This is a genomic window from Ruminococcus flavefaciens ATCC 19208, assembly GCF_000518765.1.
Classification (GTDB): domain Bacteria; phylum Bacillota; class Clostridia; order Oscillospirales; family Ruminococcaceae; genus Ruminococcus; species Ruminococcus flavefaciens.
On record NZ_JAEF01000006.1, the window covers coordinates 166,601 to 187,032 of the forward strand.

The 20,432-nt window shown below is 43.4% G+C and carries 20 protein-coding genes; 18 read left to right on the forward strand and 2 right to left on the reverse strand.

All coding sequences use genetic code 11. From position 1 onward, the window contains the following. The first annotated feature begins 65 nt into the window (after positions 1–65). From L870_RS0100690 to L870_RS0100760, 15 genes are all read left to right on the forward strand, one after another. Complete coding sequence (locus tag L870_RS0100690) at positions 66–758, forward strand: DUF6709 family protein (protein ID WP_028516467.1); 693 nt, start codon at positions 66–68, stop codon at positions 756–758. Between the two features lie 167 nt (positions 759–925). After that, complete coding sequence (locus L870_RS0100695; protein WP_028516468.1) at positions 926–1,861, forward strand: AAA family ATPase; 936 nt, start codon at positions 926–928, stop codon at positions 1,859–1,861. Further along, positions 1,861–3,033 carry a DUF58 domain-containing protein gene (locus tag L870_RS18200; protein ID WP_051411316.1) on the forward strand — a complete coding sequence of 391 codons (1,173 nt, stop codon included), beginning with the start codon at positions 1,861–1,863 and terminating at the stop codon, positions 3,031–3,033. Before L870_RS0100695 ends, L870_RS18200 begins: the two co-directional genes overlap by 1 nt. Positions 3,034–3,036: 3 nt before the next feature. Then, complete coding sequence (locus L870_RS0100705; RefSeq protein ID WP_028516469.1) at positions 3,037–5,370, forward strand: transglutaminase-like domain-containing protein; 2,334 nt, start codon at positions 3,037–3,039, stop codon at positions 5,368–5,370. Positions 5,371–5,389: 19 nt separating this feature from the next. Further along, complete coding sequence (locus L870_RS0100710) at positions 5,390–6,628, forward strand: dockerin type I repeat-containing protein (RefSeq protein WP_028516470.1); 1,239 nt, start codon at positions 5,390–5,392, stop codon at positions 6,626–6,628. 15 nt (positions 6,629–6,643) lie between these two features. Then, on the forward strand, positions 6,644–7,609 hold the full coding sequence (gene prmA, locus L870_RS0100715) for a 50S ribosomal protein L11 methyltransferase (protein WP_028516471.1): 966 nt from the start codon (positions 6,644–6,646) through the stop codon (positions 7,607–7,609). A 47-nt stretch (positions 7,610–7,656) separates the two neighbouring features. After that, positions 7,657–8,853, forward strand: a complete 1,197-nt coding sequence (locus tag L870_RS0100720) for a DUF6348 family protein (protein ID WP_028516472.1) — start codon at positions 7,657–7,659, stop codon at positions 8,851–8,853. A gap of 174 nt (positions 8,854–9,027) precedes the next feature. Further along, positions 9,028–9,339 carry a 50S ribosomal protein L21 gene (gene rplU / locus L870_RS0100725; protein WP_028516473.1) on the forward strand — a complete coding sequence of 104 codons (312 nt, stop codon included), beginning with the start codon at positions 9,028–9,030 and terminating at the stop codon, positions 9,337–9,339. 2 nt (positions 9,340–9,341) lie between these two features. Then, positions 9,342–9,653 carry a ribosomal-processing cysteine protease Prp gene (locus tag L870_RS0100730; RefSeq protein WP_028516474.1) on the forward strand — a complete coding sequence of 104 codons (312 nt, stop codon included), beginning with the start codon at positions 9,342–9,344 and terminating at the stop codon, positions 9,651–9,653. 2 nt (positions 9,654–9,655) lie between these two features. Beyond that, positions 9,656–9,940, forward strand: coding sequence for a 50S ribosomal protein L27 (rpmA, locus tag L870_RS0100735; RefSeq protein WP_019678572.1), 285 nt, complete (start codon positions 9,656–9,658; stop codon positions 9,938–9,940). Positions 9,941–10,007: 67 nt separating this feature from the next. Then, positions 10,008–11,285 (forward strand): GTPase ObgE, encoded by a 1,278-nt coding sequence (gene obgE, locus L870_RS0100740; RefSeq protein ID WP_028516475.1) that lies wholly within the window; start codon positions 10,008–10,010, stop codon positions 11,283–11,285. 1 nt (position 11,286) lies between these two features. After that, positions 11,287–11,703 (forward strand): Mini-ribonuclease 3, encoded by a 417-nt coding sequence (locus tag L870_RS0100745; RefSeq protein ID WP_028516476.1) that lies wholly within the window; start codon positions 11,287–11,289, stop codon positions 11,701–11,703. A gap of 5 nt (positions 11,704–11,708) precedes the next feature. Beyond that, complete coding sequence (locus L870_RS0100750; protein ID WP_028516477.1) at positions 11,709–12,443, forward strand: YebC/PmpR family DNA-binding transcriptional regulator; 735 nt, start codon at positions 11,709–11,711, stop codon at positions 12,441–12,443. A 59-nt stretch (positions 12,444–12,502) separates the two neighbouring features. After that, positions 12,503–13,003 carry a GNAT family N-acetyltransferase gene (locus L870_RS0100755; protein ID WP_037270696.1) on the forward strand — a complete coding sequence of 167 codons (501 nt, stop codon included), beginning with the start codon at positions 12,503–12,505 and terminating at the stop codon, positions 13,001–13,003. A gap of 231 nt (positions 13,004–13,234) precedes the next feature. Then, the gene (locus L870_RS0100760) at positions 13,235–13,804 is read left to right on the forward strand and encodes a manganese efflux pump MntP (protein ID WP_028516479.1); all 570 of its coding nucleotides are present in this window, start codon (positions 13,235–13,237) and stop codon (positions 13,802–13,804) included. A gap of 35 nt (positions 13,805–13,839) precedes the next feature. Here the strand turns inward: L870_RS0100760 and L870_RS0100765 are convergent, their stop codons facing one another. Both L870_RS0100765 and L870_RS18845 read right to left on the reverse strand, forming a co-directional pair. Further along, complete coding sequence (locus L870_RS0100765; RefSeq protein ID WP_028516480.1) at positions 13,840–15,348, reverse strand: dockerin type I repeat-containing protein; 1,509 nt, start codon at positions 15,346–15,348, stop codon at positions 13,840–13,842. A gap of 52 nt (positions 15,349–15,400) precedes the next feature. Then, a complete protein-coding gene (locus L870_RS18845; RefSeq protein WP_080676304.1) occupies positions 15,401–15,577 on the reverse strand; it encodes a DUF4250 domain-containing protein in 177 nt (58 codons plus the stop codon). A 600-nt stretch (positions 15,578–16,177) separates the two neighbouring features. On the opposite strand from L870_RS18845, the gene L870_RS0100775 reads away from it, so the two are divergent. From L870_RS0100775 to L870_RS0100785, 3 genes are read left to right on the forward strand one after another with little or no spacing between them, the layout of a single operon-like run. Then, complete coding sequence (locus L870_RS0100775) at positions 16,178–16,672, forward strand: NADH-quinone oxidoreductase subunit NuoE family protein (protein ID WP_019678580.1); 495 nt, start codon at positions 16,178–16,180, stop codon at positions 16,670–16,672. Positions 16,673–16,703: 31 nt separating this feature from the next. Then, positions 16,704–18,605 carry an NADH-quinone oxidoreductase subunit NuoF gene (locus L870_RS0100780; protein WP_028516481.1) on the forward strand — a complete coding sequence of 634 codons (1,902 nt, stop codon included), beginning with the start codon at positions 16,704–16,706 and terminating at the stop codon, positions 18,603–18,605. A 14-nt stretch (positions 18,606–18,619) separates the two neighbouring features. Further along, positions 18,620–20,368 carry an NADH-dependent [FeFe] hydrogenase, group A6 gene (locus L870_RS0100785; protein ID WP_028516482.1) on the forward strand — a complete coding sequence of 583 codons (1,749 nt, stop codon included), beginning with the start codon at positions 18,620–18,622 and terminating at the stop codon, positions 20,366–20,368. The last annotated feature ends 64 nt before the right edge of the window (positions 20,369–20,432 follow it).

Sequence of the window (20,432 nt, forward strand, 5' to 3'; positions counted from 1 at the left end):
AATGTTCAATATATGCGGCAGTCCCTTTTTATGGCTGCCGCTTTTTTATTAAAAGGGTGATGTATATGAAAAAAAGTATTATATATAAGATTTTAGCTGTTGTTTTGGGTATCGCTGTTGTAGTTGTTGGAATGAAAGATGTACAATTATACCTCAGCGGCAAGGTACTCGACCTTAATACAGCAACAATGGACGATTTTGGCAAGGAGATCGTTGTTGAAGGTGATATAAATTACGTTGTTGGCTGCTTTGCTGTTTATGAGGAGAAGGATAAGACTCTCGGCATCACAACAAGCAAGCGTGAGACTAACTATTACATAGTTGAAAACCTTTCAATGGATGTTTTGAAAAAATGGTTTACAGAGGATGAGGATTTCGAAGAGCCTGATAACTATTTCGCATACGTTGTTTCAGCAGGTTCTGATGAAATGAAGGCAGCACTTGATGCTAACGCTAACGGCTGGGTCAAATATTTTGACGGTAAGACAGATACTATGCCCGAGCCTGTTCATTTTGAAGGAAAGCTCTGGAGACAGCCGACAGAGGAAAAGTATAAGAATTATAAGAAAGAGGCTCTTGATGAATGGGGCTTTGATGAATCTGAGATAGCCGAGCTCAAGGCTATGGACAACAGACCTGACAAAACATCAATTATAGTAGTTGCTATCGGAGCGCTTATAGCTCTTGGCGGACTCGCTTTTCTTATTGTTCCTTTTATCCTCGGAAGAAAAAAGAAAAATGATGTTGATTATTATTGATAACAATTAATTGGACAAATATTCCACAGAATTGAACCTGTATTATTGTAAGATGTTACAATAATACAGGTCTTTTTTCGTATGGTTTTCCCTTGAAGTAATTTGGAAAATATGTTATAATAGTTTTAATTGAATGATATTGTTCAGAATAATGAGGTAAAGGATTTATGAATAGTAATATCAGTAAACTTGCAGGCTCTGTTGGGAGAGTTATTGTCGGTAAGAAGGATACTGTTATAAAGCTTATTGCTGCCCTTCTCTGTGAGGGTCATGTACTTCTTGAAGATGTTCCGGGCGTTGGAAAGACTCAGCTCATAACGGCTCTTTCACGCTCTATAGGCGGAAAATTCAACCGTATCCAGCTTACTCCCGATGTAATGCCTTCAGATATCGCAGGCTTTACTATGCTTGATTCGAGCAGAGGGGATTTTGTTTACCGTGACGGTGCGGTAATGTGTAATTTTTTGTTGGCTGACGAGATAAACCGTGCTTCGCCGAAGGTACAGTCGGCACTTCTTGAGGCTATGGAGGAGCGCCAGATAAGTCTTGACGGTGTTACACATAAGCTGCCTCGTCCGTTCCTTGTAATGGCAACCCAGAACCCTGTTGAAACTTATGGTACATTCCATCTTCCCGAAGCTCAGATGGACAGATTCTTTATGAAGCTGTCTATGGGCTATCCTTCATTGGATGAGGAATTTGAGATACTCGGCAGGACAGAGGATCACAATCCTATCGCAAATATAACCGAACCTGTAATGACTGTTGACGATATTGCCGCTATGCAGGAGGCTGTAAAGCGTGTTAAGGTCACTGACAGTGTAAAGCAGTATATAATAAATATCGTTTCATCTACCCGTCAGGACAGAAATACCGTTCTCGGTATAAGTCCGCGTGGAAGCATTGCGCTGTTCAAGGCAGCAAAGGCATATGCTTACATCTATGAGCGTGACTATGTTACTCCCGATGATGTAAAAAATACAGCTGTATCTGTACTTGCGCACAGAATTATCCTTTCTCCGCAGGGCAAAACGACTTTTGTCACAGGTGAGGCGTATATAGAAAATGTCATCAGGAACTGTCCTGTTCCTGCAATGGGCTGATGGCTAAGCATATAAAAAGCATCGTAAGTGTTATCGCTGTTGCTTTTCTTGTATATATTTTCACATTCTATATAGACGGCGAAATGGGCGTTATCCTGCTTGCATTCGTTGTTTTTGCACCTCTTGTATCTCTTTTCTTTGCGCTTTATGCTCGGAAGAGAGTCAGGGTTACGTTTAACTGTGATGCATATGTACAGAAGGGCAGCTATCTCGAAGTAGAAGTTACTGTCAGAAAAAACGGAGGCTTTCCGCTTGCTATACTTGAAATATGTCCGTATGCAAGCGATGTGTTCGGACAGAGGGTAAAAAAACGCAAGCTTACGATGTTTAATGAAGAAAAGAGAACTTTTACCTTCAGTCTTGATGCTTTGATCGGCGGAAACGGCGAAGTAGGCATATATGCTGTATATTCATGCGGATTTCTCGGATTTATGAGATTTCCTGTTAAGACAAAGCTTCCCGAGCCTGCCTCTGTAGGAGTTATTCCGCAGATACCCGATATAAAATCTTCTTCACAGCTTTTCCGTTCTATAGCAAATGTGGTGCATACCAGTGATGAGGAAGAAGAAAATGATACAAGTATGCTTTTTTCTTCCAATACATCTCCCGGATATGAGCACCGTGAATATGAGCACGGCGATCCGCTGAAGCGTATAAACTGGAAGCTGTCGTCTAAAAAGTCAAAGCTTATGGTCAGACTCGACGAAGCTGTAGCTTCGGTGCAGCCTGTTATCGTACTTGACCTGTTCCGCAGAAGCAGTGTTCCTGCTGAAAACGCAGTCAGGGGAGAGGAGCAGCTCATTCGCTCGGTCTTCGGACTTCTTTTCCTGCTGGTAAAGCAGGGAATAGCCTGCAACTTTGTATATCGCAATTCTTCGGGCGACAGTGTTGTTGAAAGCGTGGATAATCCCGATTATCCCAATCAGCTTCTTCTGAAAGTTCTTTCGACAAGAGTTGTGACTGATAAAAGAGTAGACCTTTCGGGGCTTGGAGCCTCCGTCTGTGCCTGTGTTATTGCAACTACAGACGCAGGAGCTGGCTTCTCTGCTGTGACAGATCAGATAGAAAGTAATGAAAATGTAAGTATAATCGGTCTTTCCGTAGCGTCTGCGAATTCCACATCGCTGCCGCTGTGGTATCTTGACGAGGAAAACAACTTTAAATTGGTATAAATAATGAATGAAATCAAAAAGACAAATTTCAGTCTTGGATCATTTCTGCTGAGGACTCTCCTCGATCCCGTACTTTGGTATACAGTGTTTATAATGACTGCTTTGATGTACCATTACCGTGATCGTACCGATGAGGACCTTGAAAGCTACCTTTTTGCTATAGGCTGGGGAGTTGCAACGTATTTGATCGGCTGGCTGGTTTTCAGGATATTCGATTATATGCAGAAGCATCATATTATCGGCTTCGTTATATATTCGATGCTTGCGGCTGTTTTCGGTTTTATAGTACGTTCTGCTATTGACAAGGGACATGAAAACTATCCTATCTCATGGCTGCTCTGGTTCCTTACTCCTCAGGATTCAGTTGATTACAACAGATGGTATACGATCGGCTTTTTCATATTATTCTTCTTATTTATGGCTTCGGTAATATATTATTTCACTCATGTGAGATACAGGATATTTATGAATTTCCTGATATTTATAATACCGTTTGCTATTTATGGTAAGGAATATGAGAAAATGCCGACGCTGTTCATAATATTCCTTGCAGTCGGATATATACTGCTTATGGTATATTACAGGCAGCTGAAGGACAGTGAGAATACAGAGTTTATTGACAGAAAGCGTTCATGGAAGGTAATTGCGTCATATGCTGTAGCATTTGCGTCCATAGCAGCGATCTTTCCAAAGCCGAATATTACGGCAAACAGAACATATATCGAAACCCTTATCAATGCTGAACAGCTCACTGACAGACTCGATGCTATGCTTAATGCATTCAGAGATACAACCTCGGGACAGCAGTTCAGATCAAATCAGAACTGGGGGGTATATGATGCTGTTGCAAGTGAGCCGCTGCGTATAAAGACTCAGACTTTTTCAACCTATAGTTTTGAAAATGATCAGTGGAGCCTGAAGCGGATTGATAATTATTACTATGACAGGACAGTAACAGATTCTGCTCCTATGGATCTATGTCCAAGAATGGGGCTTGCTGATGCTTTCCTTGAAGCAGCAAGGCTTGACAGTGATTTCGCAGAGCGATACGGTCTTACGGAATATGTCAGCGAAGGACTTGATGTTCCTGCGCTCAGACACGTAAAGTTTTACAGTATGGGCGGAATCATTGGTGTTTCAAACGGCGCTGAAACCGCTCCTGTTCCGCAGTTCGCTGTCAGAATGACAGACTGCACGAGAAAGGGTCTTATGGTAAGATACCATGGCGGTGTTATTGGAGCTGTAAGGCAGTCAGGAGATAAAAACAGGTGGGACGAGTTTTCAACTACCGAGCGCTTTGAATTTGATTACAGTGCGGATACCTTCTTCCTCAGCAATAAGAATCTTGGTTTTATTGCTCAGCTCAATAAATATGACTATAAGACTTTGCTTGATGATACAGATGATGTCTTGAGCGAACACTATGATGATACTGATAAGAGCGAAGATTTCGATCTTATCTATGATTATTTCAATGTTCAGTACTATTTCTACGGTGATTTTTATGATTATCTCCTTGATTACGGTGATAAATCGAATATAAAGGAGCTTGCACAGCAGATAACCGCAGGCTGTGAAACAGATTATGAAAAAGCACAGAAGCTTGAAATGTATTTTTATGACAACGATTATAAGTACGATCTGGGTTATAGAAAGAAAAAGGGCGAAAATGCCGAGGATTTCCTTTTTGACACAAAAACAGGCGTATGCTATGAATATGCTACCTCCATGGTGCTTCTTGCAAGATCACTCGGAATACCTGCAAGGTACTGTGAAGGCTATAATATGAACAGGCAGGACGATGAACTGACGTTCAAAGATGCGAATTATTATATCACCACTCAGGATGCTCACGGTTTCCCTGAGCTCTACATCAGAGGATACGGTTGGGTAAGCTTTGAACCTACGGTTACAGATAGTGTGGTTGAAACAACAAATAAGAACTCTGCAACAGCAATGCTCTCAAAGGCTGGCCTCGGAATTCTTTTAGCGGGATTGCTTGCACTTCTTTTCCTGTTTGTATATCCGTGGCTGTCACATAAGATATTCGTATACAGAAGCAGGAAGCGTTCGCCAAAGGAGCTTGTAAGGGCTGTAATGCACAGGATTTGCAAGATATACGACATCGAGGACGTTAATACGTCGCAGGAGGTCTGTGATCTCGTACATGAGACAACAGGTGCGGATATCGCAGAGACCGCAGTTATTTTCGATAAGTCCGTTTACGGTGACAAGCCTGTAGATGAATACGAAAAAGAAAGAGCTCTGACGGAATACATAAAGGCGTATGAAGCGTTCAGAGAATACAAAAAAAGAAAGGGCATAACAAACCGATAGTCTGAACGGAGGTTTTATTATGCAAAAGGCAAAAGCAAAAGGAATACTATGTTTCTTGCTTACACTTCTTATGTTTGCAGGAGTGTTTGCAGGAGTGTTCACCCCTCGAAAGTATGCCTTGGCGGCAGAAGATTTCCGTATGTGGCGTCAGCTTGACGATCGCTGGGGAAATACTGCTATGGGCGGTACGACTGTACGCAGGTCAGGCTGTTATATCACTTCTATAGCAATGGTTGCAGTGGCTTCGGGCGCTCGTGATACAGACAGCTTTGATCCCGGAGTGTTTGCAAAGCAGCTCAATGATATGGGAGCTTTCAGCAGCGGCGGTGCGCTTATAGCATGGGCATCAGTAAACAAGGCTATTCCCGAGATAAGCATTGCAACAGCAAACATCAGCTTCAAATCGGGAGATCAGAAGGGAAAAGCGGCCGAAATGAAGGAATACCTTGATAAAGGTATGTATGTTATATGCAATGTCGGCGGACATTGGGTATATGTAGACGGCATCATAGGCGATGACGTTTATATGGCTGATCCCGCAAAGGACGATATTCTTATGTTTGAAGCCTATAATAATGCAGGAATCAACTGTTATCAGGCTTTGAAGGGCAAGAATCCATACAGCGGCTTTACTCCGCTTAAGACAAATACCGCAGAGGTAGCGACTTCAGCTTCATCGTCAACTGCAACTACTGCAACGACAGTAACTGCTGCTTCAACAACAAAGGCTGCGGTTTCAACTGTAAAGACTTCGGCAGCAACAAGTACATCGGTTGCTAAAACCACTGTAACTTCTGCGAAAACAACCGTTGCTGCAAGCACCTCAAAGGCTGCTCCAAAGGAGTACAAAACAGGCGAGTATTACTGTACGTCAGATGAAAAAATTGATATCTATGCCGATATCAAAGACACAAAGTCTGTTATCGCTGCTCTTGAATACGGTAACGTGGTGAATATCATCAGTGTTAACGGCAGCTATGGCGAAGTCAGTATAGACGGTAAAAAAGGCTGGATAAGTCTTGATAAGCTTGAATATGCAGACAGTGACAAGAAGCTTTCAGCAGGTGATATAAACGGAGACGGTTCGGCTGATGCTTACGACCTTGCGCTTTTGAATGAATATATCATAAGCCGTGAAAAGCTGCCCGAGGGTATTTCAGTACTTACAAGTCAGGAAATAAAGGCTGCTGATCTTAGCGGCGATGAAATAATAAATAATACAGATGTGCTGTTATATCTCATGCTCATCTGCAATTAAGGAGAAATATTATTAATGGAATGGACAGAAGTCAATATTTACACTACCACCGAAGGAATAGAACTGCTTTGCTCAAAGCTGACCGATATAGGCATAAAGGGCTTTTCTATCAAGGACTCTGAAGATTTCAAGGAGTTTCTTGAAAACAAGAACGGTCAGTGGGACTACATAGATGATGATCTTATGGGGCTGTCGGAATGTGAGACCTGTATAACAGTTTATATACCTTCAAACGGACAGGGAGCAGAAATGCTGCTTGCAATAAAGTCTATGCTTTCTGACATGAAGGCGAATGACAAGGACGGAGTTTACGGTCGCCTTGAAGCAGAAATGACAAGTATCCGCGAGGAGGACTGGGCTAACAACTGGAAGCAGTATTTCAAGCCCTTCAAGGTAGGCGAAAAGCTTGTTATCAAGCCTTCATGGGAGGACTACGATAATACTGACGGCAGGATAATCCTTGAAATTGATCCTGCATCAAGCTTTGGTACAGGCAAGCATCATACCACAAGACTTTGTCTTGAGGTACTTGAGAAATATCTCAATAAGGGCGACAAGCTGCTCGATATGGGTTGCGGAAGCGGTATCCTTTCAATAGGTGCCATGCTTCTGGGAGCAAAGAGCGCTGTAGCTGTGGATATTGAAGAGAACGCTGCTGTTACTGCTCTTGAAAATGCAGTGAAGAATCACATCTCACCTGATGTATACAAGACGTATTTCGGTAATATACTCACTGACAGCGAGCTTGCTGACAGGATAGATGATAAGTACGATATCATTGCAGCAAATATAGTTGCAGATGTGCTTATCGCTATGAAGGACAGCTTCCGCAGATACCTTAAAGAAGGAGGCATACTCATAGTTTCGGGTATCATTGAGGAGCGTATGGACGAGGTCATAGATGCTCTTGTTTCGGCAGGCTTCAAGGAGCCGGAGCCTGAGGTAAGAGAAGGCTGGGCAGCCGTTAAATTAACAGTTTAATATTATGCAGAGCATATATTGATAATTATTATTAAGGAGAATAGAAAATGGGAATTTTTAAGAAGAAGAACAATCAGAAGGAAGAAAACATACCTGCTGCTGATCCAAAAGCTGCAATAAAGCAGATGGTTCTTGAAGGTCTTAATGCAAAGCTTAACGGTACTCTTTATGATGATTGTGTTATCATGCCAAAGGGCTTTACAATAGACGTTCAGATAGGCAGAATGGAAGAAAATGAAGGTATAAAGATCCTTCAGACTATCTTCGTTATAACAAACGACGACTTTGACGAGCCTATCATCGAGCCTGTTGACTCACAGGGACAGACTGATGAAGAGGCTGCAAATATGGCTGTTGAGATCTTTAACGGTGGTGTATGGCATCCTCTCGATCAGTCAATGACTAAGAAGAACCCTCAGCATATCTCTGTTGACTTCCTCAGACAGCATTACGATTTCGATATGTATGCTCAGTCAGTTGTAAGAATAGGAGTAAAGAACAAGCAGCCTACAATGCTCATAAACTTTATCAGAAACGAGATACCTAAGTATCTCGGTTCAAAGAAGTATTACTGGCTGAGAGTTTATCTTGCAAAATATAAGGAAAAGAAGATAATAGAGGTACGTATAAATGGTTCTGTGTGCGTAGAACTTCCTAAGTATTTCGAGGAATATGTTGAAAAGGAAATGGACGCAGAACAGACATTCGTATCGGAAAAGCAGTATGCTATATTTGTTCAGCGCGAGGACGACCAGTGTCCGTTCAAGAAGGATCTGGTTATGAATGCTTCAAGGGAAACTATAAAGCTTATGTCAAATATCAAGTCCGCTGAGGAATATCAGGATATGCTCAAAAAGCTTCAGGAGCTTACTGAAGGCGACATGAATCTCGCTTCAGAGATAAGAGTATTTATACCTGAGATATTTGCTAAGCTCACACTTGGCTACAAAGAAGGCGACAGCCTCTTCCTTCTCGAAGGCGAAGGCGAGGAGCAGCAGAGCATAGAGTTCAAGAAAACTCAGCTCCGTTCATATTTCTATATGCAGCAGGCTGTTCTTGAATATCTCGGTGGAAAGCCCACTCAGGAGGAGGTATCACGCATAGTTACTAACAGCGTGGCATTCCGAGAGCTCAGAAATGCTATCGAGACTGCTAAGGAGCAGGGAAAGGAGATCAAACCTGATGATCTTTTCGTTCCCGGTACTTCTTACAAGATCGGTCACGAAGGCTACAGAGTCTGGTAAAAGAAATATCTTCCCCTGTGTGCAGCAGGGGAAGTTTTTTAGGATTTATTGCAAAAAATGCTTGACAAAGAGCTATGTTTGTGATAAAATATTATTGCCGCTTGTAAACAGGCTTTAAAGTTGTGCCTACAACGCCTGTAACAGCGAGTTTATTGAAAAGGCAGGTGCCACAATATGTACGCAGTTATTGAAACCGGCGGAAAGCAGTATCAGGTAAACGAGGGAGATATCATCTTCATCGAGAAGCTCGCAGTTGAGGCTGATGAGACAGTTACTTTTGACAAGGTAGTTGCTCTCGGAGCAGACGATGGTCTTAAGATCGGTACACCTTATGTTGATGGTGCAGCTGTAAGCGCAAAGGTTCTGAAGAACGGCAAGGCTAAGAAGATCACTGTTTTCACTTACAAGCCTAAGAAGGGTGAGAAGAAGAAGCAGGGTCACAGACAGCCTTACACTCAGGTAAAGATCGAAGCTATCAAGGCTTGATCATGATCCGCGCAGATTTTTTTAGATCGAAAGGGATTCTTAACGGCTTTGAATTCAGCGGACATTCAGGCTATGCGGAAGCAGGCGAGGATATCGCTTGTGCGGCAGTTTCATCAGCGGTACAGCTTGCCGTGAATATTCTTGACAGTCTTGGTTTTGAGCCGGATGTCAGTGTTGGTGATAACATTATCCGCTGTGTCGTAAAACGACCTGATGATGCTTCAGGTGTTATACTTGAACAGCTCAGACTTCATTTTGAAGCTATACTTGAGGAATTCCCGAACACAATCAATATCACTATTTCGGAGGTGTAAGTATGTTAAAGATCAGTATGCAGTTCTTCGCTCATAAGAAGGGTGTTGGTTCTACTAAGAACGGTCGTGATTCTGAGGCTAAGAGACTCGGTGTCAAGAGAGCTGACGGTCAGTTCGTTAAGGCAGGCAATATCCTCGTTCGTCAGAGAGGTACACATATCCATCCCGGTAACGGTGTAGGTATCGGTTCAGATGATACATTATTCGCAACAGTAAGCGGTAAGGTTAAGTTTGAGCGTTACGGCCGTGACCGTAAGAAGGTTTCTGTTTACGAGATTGAGCAGTAACAGCCATAACGTGACAATAAATCCCGAGCATATGCTTGGGATTTTTCATTAGAAACGGAGGTCAGAAATGTTCGTTGATCAGGCGAGGATAAAAATCAAAGCAGGAGACGGCGGCGACGGTGCGGTATCATTCCACCGTGAAAAGTATGTAGCGGCAGGCGGTCCCGACGGCGGCGACGGCGGACGCGGCGGAGATGTGGTCTTTCAGGTCGATGATAATTTCTCGACTCTTATCGACTTCAGATATAAAAGAAAGTACATGGCTCAGCGCGGCGAAAACGGCAGCGGAAGGAACTGCACAGGCAAGAGTGCTCCGCCGCTTATTATAAAAGTGCCGAGAGGTACTGTTATACGCGAAGCAAAAAGCGGCAGGATAATGGCGGATATGTCAAGCGATGAGCCAAAGGTCATAGCAAGAGGCGGTCAGGGCGGCAAGGGCAATGTTCACTTTGCTACTTCTACCCGTCAGATACCTAAGTTTGCAAAGCCAGGATATCCAGGTGAAGAGTTTGAGGTAACACTTGAACTGAAGCTTCTTGCAGACGTAGGACTTGTAGGCTATCCAAATGTGGGCAAATCCACACTTATCTCAGTAGTAAGTGCAGCTAAACCAAAGATAGCAAATTACCATTTTACTACATTGACACCTGTTCTGGGAGTTGTCAGAGTTGACGAAGAGAAATCTTTTGTCATGGCTGATATCCCGGGCCTTATCGAGGGTGCGGGCGATGGCGTAGGTCTCGGACACGAGTTCCTCAGACACGTTGAAAGATGCCGCCTTATCGTTCATGTAGTAGATGTTTCGGGAATAGAGGGACGAGATCCCTGTGAGGACTTTGAGGTCATAAATGCGGAGCTCGCAAAATTCAATGAAGAGCTTGCAGAGCGTCCTCAGATAGTAGCCGCTAATAAATCTGATATGGCTACAGAGGAGCAGATTGAGAAGTTCCGTAAATATATCGAGGATAAGAATATACCATTTTTCTGTATCTCTGCTGCAACCACTCAGGGTACAGCTCAGCTTATGGATAAGGTATCGGAGGTGCTTGACACACTTCCGCCTATAAGAGAATTTGAGGCAGAGCCTATACCGCAGGCAGAGCTTGATGAGATGCTGGGCGTTGATAAGAAGTTTGAGGTAACTGTTGAGGACGGAATTTACTTTGTGGATGCTCCGTGGATACAGCCCATCATGCGTACTGTTGATCCTGATGACTATTCATCGCTCCAGTATTTCCAGCGTGTACTTATCAACAGCGGTATCATTGCAAAGCTTGAGGAAATGGGAATTCAGGAGGGCGACACCGTAAACCTTGAAGGTTTCGAGTTCGACTTTATCAACTGATATGAGTACAGAAAAACTTACAGAGCGTGAAGCTAATTCATATAGTCCGCTGACACTTGCATTTTTAGGTGACAGCGTTTACGATACTCTTGTGAGAGAGTATCTGCTCCGACAGGCTAATATGCCTGTTGCGAAGCTTCATTCCGCAAAGATAAAGCTTGTATGTGCCGAGTTTCAGTCAAAGGCATATGACCTTGTGGCTGAGCAGCTCAGTGAGCATGAGCTTGCGGTGCTGAAAAGAGGCAGGAATGCTACGGGAAATACAGTGCCAAAGCACGCTGATGCTGCGGAATACCGCAGGGCAACAGCTTTAGAGTGCCTTTTCGGCTATCTTTATCTTACAGGCGGAAACGACCGTATAAGTGAACTTTTTGAACTTATTATAAATTCTGATATCAATGAACAGATAGGAGTGTAAAAATAATGTCAGGTCATTCAAAATGGAATAACATCAAGCGTAAGAAGGAAGCTACCGACGCTGCAAAGGGTAAGATCTTTACAAAAATCGGACGTGAGATCACTGTTGTTGTAAAGGAAGGCGGTCCTGATCCTAACAACAATGCAAAGCTTCGTGATCTTATCGCAAAGGCGAAGGCAAACAATGTGCCTAATGATAATATTGATCGTATCATCAAAAAGGCAGCAGGCGACGGCGACAAGAACAACTACGAGAATATCACTTACGAGGGATATGGTCCTAACGGTGTAGCAGTTATCGTTGAGTGTCTTACAGACAACAGAAACAGAACAGCAGGCGAGGTACGTCACTATTTCGATAAGTTCGGCGGCAACCTTGGTACTATCGGCTGCGTATCCTTTATGTTCACTAATAAGGGCGTAGTTATCCTTGAGAATACAGGACTCGATGAGGATAAGGTAATGGAAGACGTATTCGAGTTCGGCGGCGAGGACTTCGATATCAATGATGAAACAGTTGAGATCGAGTGCGCTCCTGAGAGCGTTCATGCTCTTCGTGAAGGACTTACAGAAAAGGGCTACAATGTAATTTCTGCTGAGTCTGAGATGATCCCTTCAACATATACAACTCTTACAGACGAAGATCACATCAAGAAGATGAATCTTCTCCTTGAGCACCTCGAAGAAAACGACGACGTTCAGAACGTTTATCACAACTGGGAAATGCCCGACGAAGAATAATGACAGACAATGGAGAATAGAGGGAATATCTATTCTCCATTTTTTTAAGGAGAAAATATATGGCTGTGACAATAAACAAGGTGAGCAGTAATGCGGAGCTGAAGGAAGTTGCTGTACTGGCTGACAGCATATGGCATGAGTGTTTTGTTGATATAATAAGTGAAGGTCAGATAGATTATATGGTGGAAAAATTCCAGTCATATGAAGCTATGACAGATCAGATAAGCGAACAGGATTACAGCTATTATGCAGTTCGTGATGAGGGTGAGCTCTGCGGATATATTGGCATGAAGCCCGAAAAAGATGAGCGCTTTTTCCTTAGCAAGCTGTATCTCAGAAGTGACAAACGCGGAAATGGAATAGCTTCCAAAATGCTTAAGAAGGTATTTGAAGAGGCGAGAGCCTGCGGTAAGAAACAGGTCTATCTAACTGTAAACAAGCATAACGATCACGCAATTGCTGTATATAAAAAGGTTGGTTTCAAGATCATAGATGAAGTCGTTACCGATATCGGAAACGGCTATGTCATGGACGATTATATCTTCGGATATGATCTATAATGTTTTATAGAGCTAACAGAAATATATTGACTTAATACTCGGTATAATGTATAATAAAGTCTGTTATATGAGGGAGTAGTTAACATACGATGTATGCGGCAAGCCGACATACTGACCGAAGCGGTCCGGTTTTGCCTTAAATAATGAGACTCATGTACGGCTTTTTTGCTGTACCTGAGTGTAAGTTCGGGTACGCAGGTATCCGAATTTTTTTTATGAGAGGACGTTTTTATGACATTAACAGAACTTCTATTGATCTCCGTTGGACTTGCGATGGACGCATTTGCTGTATCGGTCTGTAAGGGACTGAGCATGAAAAAAATAGACCTGAAAGGCGGAGTGGTCACAGCTTTGTTTTTCGGTGTGTTTCAGGGAGTAATGCCTGCTATAGGCTATTTTCTCGGAAGCCGTTTTGCCAATGTGATCAGCTCGTTCAGCCACTGGATCTCATTCGTTCTTCTTGCATTTATCGGCGGCAAGATGGTATTTGAAGCCATAAAGGGCGATGACGAGGCTGAATGCGGGAAAGAATACAGACTTGATATAAAGGAACTTGTATTGCTTGCGATCGCTACAAGTATTGATGCTCTGGCAGTAGGTATAGTATTTGCTGCGGAAAAGACAGACTTATTCTTCTCCGTGACTATGATAGGTGTTATAACATTTGCACTTTCACTGGCGGGAGTATTTATCGGACACAAGTTCGGAAGCAAATACGAAAAGGGCGCGGAGATAGCAGGAGGTCTGATACTCATAAGTATAGGCGTAAAGCTTCTGCTTGAAGGTCTCGGAGTTATATAAAAGAAAAAGGACTGCTTTTGCAGTCCTTTTATATTTTATTCTGGAATTGGAGAAACAGTAACTTCAGCTGTTATCTCACAAAGGCCGAGGAGATATTTCTGTATGTGGAGTGCGTCTTGTGTTGTAACACCGTCGCCTGTATTCCATACATCGGCATTCTTTCTGCCAATAGCAGTTATAGCGTTTATATCACTTCCGCCTACGTCATATTTGTTTGGATTTGCAAGTGCCTGCATTATAAGAACTACGTCAGACATATCAATAGTTCCGTCACAGTTAGCATCGCCGTATTTGACTTCCGTTGGATAAGATGAAGTTACTGTAGAAACAATTGTGGAAGAAGCAGGCGGAGTTGATGTTGATGTTGTGCTTGAAGATGAAGATACTGATGAAGAAACTGTAGAAGTTACGGTAGTTGTTGAAGTAGCAGTAGTCGTTGAAGTTGTGGTAGTTGTAGTAGTGGTTTCACCGTTGTCAGGAGTCCATACAGCCTTGAATGAGATACCCAGACCGGGCTCAGCGCCGGGTATAACGTATTCTTCACCGGGCTGTATAATAAGGTCATCTCGCTGCCAGCCGCTGAATTTGTAACCCGGATTTACGTAATCGCACTCAGGAGCAACGATAGCAGTATCTGTATAGCCTGATACTTTAATATTATCGGAAGCCTTTGAGCTTGGCTTGAAGTTTATAGTGTAACGGATAGGATCCCATACAGGAGTCATGACTACGTCACTGCCCGGCATTACAAAATAAGCATCAGATGTATAATCCTTACCGTCAGTTTCACAATGCCATTTTAAATTTCTGAAGCCGTTTCTCGAAAATCTGGAAGTGTTCTGGATATTTGTGGAATCTCCCTCGGCAATTTCAAATTCGAGCTTTGTAATACCGTTTATTCTGTCGGCATCGCCAACAGTATAAATAAGGTTGTAAATTTTCTTGTAGTTAGGATATAAGGTCATATCCTCGTCGTGTACAACGAGTTTTGTTTCGGGAAGGAACTCGTTAACACCGTCTGTCCAGCCTCTTTGCTTATAGCCGGGATTGGTAAAAACATCAAGCGGAACTTTAAAAATACGGCCTGCAAGCATTTTTTTATCAGGAACTCTGAGTTTTGCATCTTCGTCCTCTACTCCGTTGATTATAACTTTGTAGGAAACAGTGTGGAATTCCTTATCGTCCTTATTCACCCATACAGGGTGGAGAGTTACATCATCCTCCAGTACGCGGAATACATCAAGTGATTCATATCCGCGTATATTGTCAGCTGTCCAGCCTGAGAAGGAATAGCCCTCCTTTTCGGGGATTATGTCTGTTATTATAATGCTTGAATTAGGTGAAACGGTCGTATCCTTAAGTTCGGGAACATTTCCGTCTTCATCTGCGGGGATTATAACGCATTCTTCACTTAGATCATAATGAACTGTGCAGGAAGTTTTCTCCTCTGTATCGGCTGCTGTTACGAGCCCCGATGTCATAGAGCAGACAGCTATCGCTGCGGAAGCTGTTACTGCCGATAGAGATTTTAATAATTGTTTCATAGTGCCCTCCCATCGATGCGTGAGCATCGCTCTGTATCCATGTCAATGGATACTATCTGAATGAATTGGTTTTTGGATCATAGACATAACCGATCCTGTTCAGTTTTGAACGGATATCCTCCTCAGAGGTGCAGAGACTCTTGCAGAGTTCCTCAAATGTCGCATACTCATCACGAAGAAGAGTATTGATATAGCTAAGTAAGATCACGGGGTCGTTAGGTAAACTCATATTTTCTCCTTTGCCGCAATGGCGGTGATATCGTTCGGAATGCAGTGCAGGACATCCCATGAACTGTACGGAAACAGCGCTTTTTCGCTGATTATGTATATGTTATAAAAATAATATACAATAATAATTTCGATTTGTCAATAAATATTCAAAAATATCAAATGTGAATTTTATGTAAATAAGTATTATCAGATTAAATGTAAAGATGCCAGAAAAACATAACAATAAATGCACAGCCTATAACGGAAAAAGGGGATAAAAGGGTAGTCTGATGACAAAAAATAATGAAAAATATTTTAAATAAGTTATAATTCATTAAAAACTTGACATGATATTATTTGATGCGCCCAAACAACTATACCTATACGTATGCTCGGAGCATTGACAGTTGTAAATGTTAAGAAATACAAACATTGTTCCACTATGCACAATTGTGCAAAATAGACAGTAAAGTTACGACTAATTAGGCTAAAATGGAGATGGAAATTTGCATTTATATATGATATAATATTTAGGATATGTGAGGTGTGGTATGTCATCTCATAATTTTATGCGTGACATTGTTACATTTTTCACAGATAAAATAAGGAGGTCCATTTAATGAATTCAGCTAAATCAACTGTTCCCTTTAAGGGTACTCCCGAGCAGGAGGCTGAGCTCCTCAAGGTGATCGAAGAAAAGAAGAACGATAAGGGTTCTCTTATGCCGATCCTTCAGAAGGCTCAGGAGATCTACGGTTACCTTCCGATCGAGGTTCAGGCAATTATTTCCGACAATACAGGTATCCCTCTCGAAAAGATATACGGTGTTGTTACCTTCTACGCTCAGTTCTCTCTTTATCCAAAGGGTGAATACACAATTTCTGTCTGTCTTGGTACAGCTTGCTATGTAAAGGGTTCCGGAGATATCTACAATAAGCTCCAGGAAAAGCTTGGAATAGGCGGAGGCGAGTGCACTCCCGATGGTAAGTTCTCACTTGACGCTTGCCGCTGCATCGGTGCTTGCGGACTTGCACCTGTACTTACTGTCAACGAGGACGTTTACGGACGTCTCACAGTAGATGACGTTGACAAGATCATCGAAAAATACGCTTAATTCCAAACATTACCATTTAGGAGGTTAACTTATGAAGACTCTTGAAGAACTCAAGGTTGTCAGAGACAGCATGAAGGGCGAAGTTGCTCTCAGAACTAAGGATGGCAATGCTTCTTCAAAATATGAAAGACACGTTCTTGTCTGCGGCGGTACAGGCTGTACTTCTTCAGGCTCACCAAAGATCATTGAAGAGCTTGAGAAGCAGTTCGCAGAAAAAGGACTTACAGATAAAGTACAGATCGTTAAGACCGGATGCTTCGGACTTTGCGAGCGTGGTCCTATCATGATCGTATATCCTGAGGGTTCATTCTACTCACGTGTTAAGGTAGAAGAGATCCCACGTATCGTTGACGAGCACCTTATCGGCGGCAACCCTGTTAAGGAATTCCTCTATGAGGAAACAGTTGTCGGCGACGAGATCAAGTCACTTGACGATACATCATTCTACAAAAAGCAGCACCGTGTTGCTCTCAGAAACTGCGGTGTTATCAATCCTGAGAATATCAACGAATACATAGGACGTGACGGTTATGAGGCTCTCGGTAAGGTCCTCACAACTATGACACCTGAGGACGTTATCCAGACTATCCTCGATTCTGGTCTCCGTGGACGCGGAGGCGGTGGATTCCCAACAGGTATGAAGTGGAAGCTCGCAAGAAACATAGTTCCAAATGCAGATCAGAAGTATGTTTGCTGTAACGCTGACGAGGGTGACCCGGGTGCATTCATGGACCGTTCAGTTCTCGAAGGTGACCCACACGTTGTACTCGAAGCTATGACTATCGCAGGTTATGCTATCGGTGCTTCACAGGGTTATATCTACGTTCGTGCAGAGTATCCTATCGCTGTTGAGAGACTTAACATTGCTATCAAGCAGGCTCGTGAAGCAGGTATGCTCGGCAAGAACATCTTCGGTACAGATTTCTGCTTCGATATCGATCTCCGTCTCGGTGCAGGTGCATTCGTTTGCGGTGAGGAAACTGCTCTTATGACTTCTATCGAAGGCAACCGCGGTGAGCCTCGTCCAAGACCTCCTTTCCCTGCTGAAAAAGGTCTTTTCCAGAAGCCAACTATCCTCAACAATGTTGAGACATATGCTAATATCCCACAGATCATCCTCAATGGTGCACAGTGGTTCGCATCAATGGGTACTGAGAAGTCAAAGGGTACTAAGGTATTCGCTCTCGGCGGTAAGATAAAGAATACAGGTCTCGTTGAAGTTCCTATGGGAACAACTCTCCGTGAAGTTATCGAAGAGATCGGCGGCGGTATCCCGAACGGCAAGAAGTTCAAGGCTGCTCAGACAGGTGGTCCTTCAGGCGGATGTATCGATCCTTCAAACTTCGATATCCCGATCGACTATGATAACCTCATCGGTATCGGTTCAATGATGGGTTCAGGCGGACTTATCGTTATGGACGAAGACAACTGTATGGTTGATATTGCTAAGTTCTTCCTCGAATTTACTGTTGACGAGTCATGCGGTAAGTGTACACCATGCCGTATCGGTACTAAGAGAATGTGGGAGATCCTTGACAAGATCACAAAGGGCAAGGGAACTCTTGAGGATCTCGACAAGCTCGAAGAACTCGCTTACCACATCAAGGCTAACTCACTCTGCGGACTTGGACAGACAGCTCCTAACCCTGTTCTCTCTACACTCAGATGCTTCCGTGACGAGTATATCGCTCACGTTGTTGATAAGAAGTGTCCTGCTGGCGTATGTAAGGACCTCCTCAGCTTCGAGATTGAAAAGGATAAGTGTATCGGCTGCGGTATGTGTGCTAAGCAGTGTCCTGCTTCCGCTATCACAAGAACTGACTATATCGCTCCAGGCAAGAAGCTTGCTGCAATGGAGATCGACAAGACTAAGTGCGTGAAGTGCGGTGCTTGTATCGCTACATGTAAGTTCAAGGCAATCATCAAGAAGTAAGCGGAGGATTAGTAATGGAAAATATTACAGTAAAAATCAACGGTGTTGAATTAGAAGTCCCCAAGGGCACTACTGTTCTTGAAGCTGCTCACATGGCTGGATTTGAAATTCCTACACTTTGCTATATGAAGGAGATCAACGAGATCGGTGCCTGCCGTATCTGCGTTACAGAAGTCAACGAGGGCAGAGGCTTCCGTCTTGTAGCAGGCTGCGTATATCCATGTTCAAACAATATGGAGATACTCACAAGCTCACCAAAGGTTATCGCTGCAAGAAAGAAGACACTTGAGCTTATCCTTTCAACACATGACAGAAAGTGTCTCTCATGCGTAAGAAGCGGTAACTGTGAGCTCCAGAAGCTTGCTAAGGACTACGGCGTTGAAGACGCTACAGTTTATGACGGCGTAAAGAACGAGTATGAGGTTGACAATTCTGCTCCTCATATGTATCGTGACAACAATAAGTGTATCCTTTGCCGCCGCTGCGTAGCAGTGTGTGCAAAGACACAGGGCATCGGCGTTATCGGTGCTAACGAGAGAGGCTTTAAGACATATATCGGTTCTGCATTTGACATGGGACTTGGCGAAACAAGCTGTGTATCATGTGGTCAGTGTATTGCAGTATGTCCTGTCGGCGCACTCTCTGAAAAGGATTATACTAAGGAAGTTATGGCAGCTATCGCTGATCCTGAGAAGACAGTTCTCGTTCAGACAGCTCCTGCTGTACGTGCTGGTCTTGCTGAGTGCTTCGGCAATCCTATCGGCACAAATGCAGAAGGCAAAATGGCAGCTGCTCTCAGAAGACTTGGCTTTGACAAGGTATTCGATACAGACTTTGCTGCTGATCTTACTATCATGGAAGAGGCTAACGAGTTCCTCGATCGTTTCTCAAACGGCGGAACACTTCCTCTTATCACATCATGCTCACCTGGATGGGTTAAGTTCTGTGAGCACTACTATCCTGATCTTCTCGATCACCTTTCAAGCTGTAAGTCACCACAGCAGATGTTCGGTGCAACAGCTAAGACATACTATGCTCAGAAGATGGGCATCGATCCAAAGAACATTGTTATGGTATCTATCATGCCATGTACAGCTAAGAAGTTCGAGATCGGCAGACCTGATCAGAGCGCAGCTGGCGTTCCTGACGTTGACTATGCACTTACAACTCGTGAACTCGGCAGAATGATCGAGCGCGCTGGTATCCTCTTCAACTCACTTCCTGAGGAGAAGTTCGATGATCCGCTCGGAATCTCAACAGGTGCCGGTGTTATCTTCGGTGCTACAGGCGGTGTTATGGAAGCTGCTCTCAGAACAGCTGTATATACACTCACAGGCGAGAACGTAACAGATCTCCCGGAGGTTCGTGGTACAAAGGATATCAAGGAAGCAACATACGATGTTGCAGGCAATAAGGTCAAGGTTATCGTAACAAGCGGTCTTGCTAATGCAAGAAAGGTTCTTGACGATATCAGAGCAGGCAAGTGCGACGCTCAGTTCATCGAGATCATGGCTTGTCCCGGCGGCTGTGTAAACGGCGGCGGTCAGCCACAGGTTCCAATGGGCGTTAGAAACTTCGTTGACATCAGAGAAGAGAGAGCTAAGGTTCTCTACAACCTCGACAAGTCAATGCCTATCAGACAGTCTCATGAAAACCCAGCTATCAAGAAGGTTTACGAAGAATTCTTCGAGAAGCCGGGCAGCCACAAGGCACATGAGGTTCTCCATACAACATATGTAAAGAGAAAAGTTAATGAAATATAATGAATAGCTGAATTCATTGAGAGCGGACTGTATGTCCGCTCTTTTTATGCGAGTTTTGTTGACA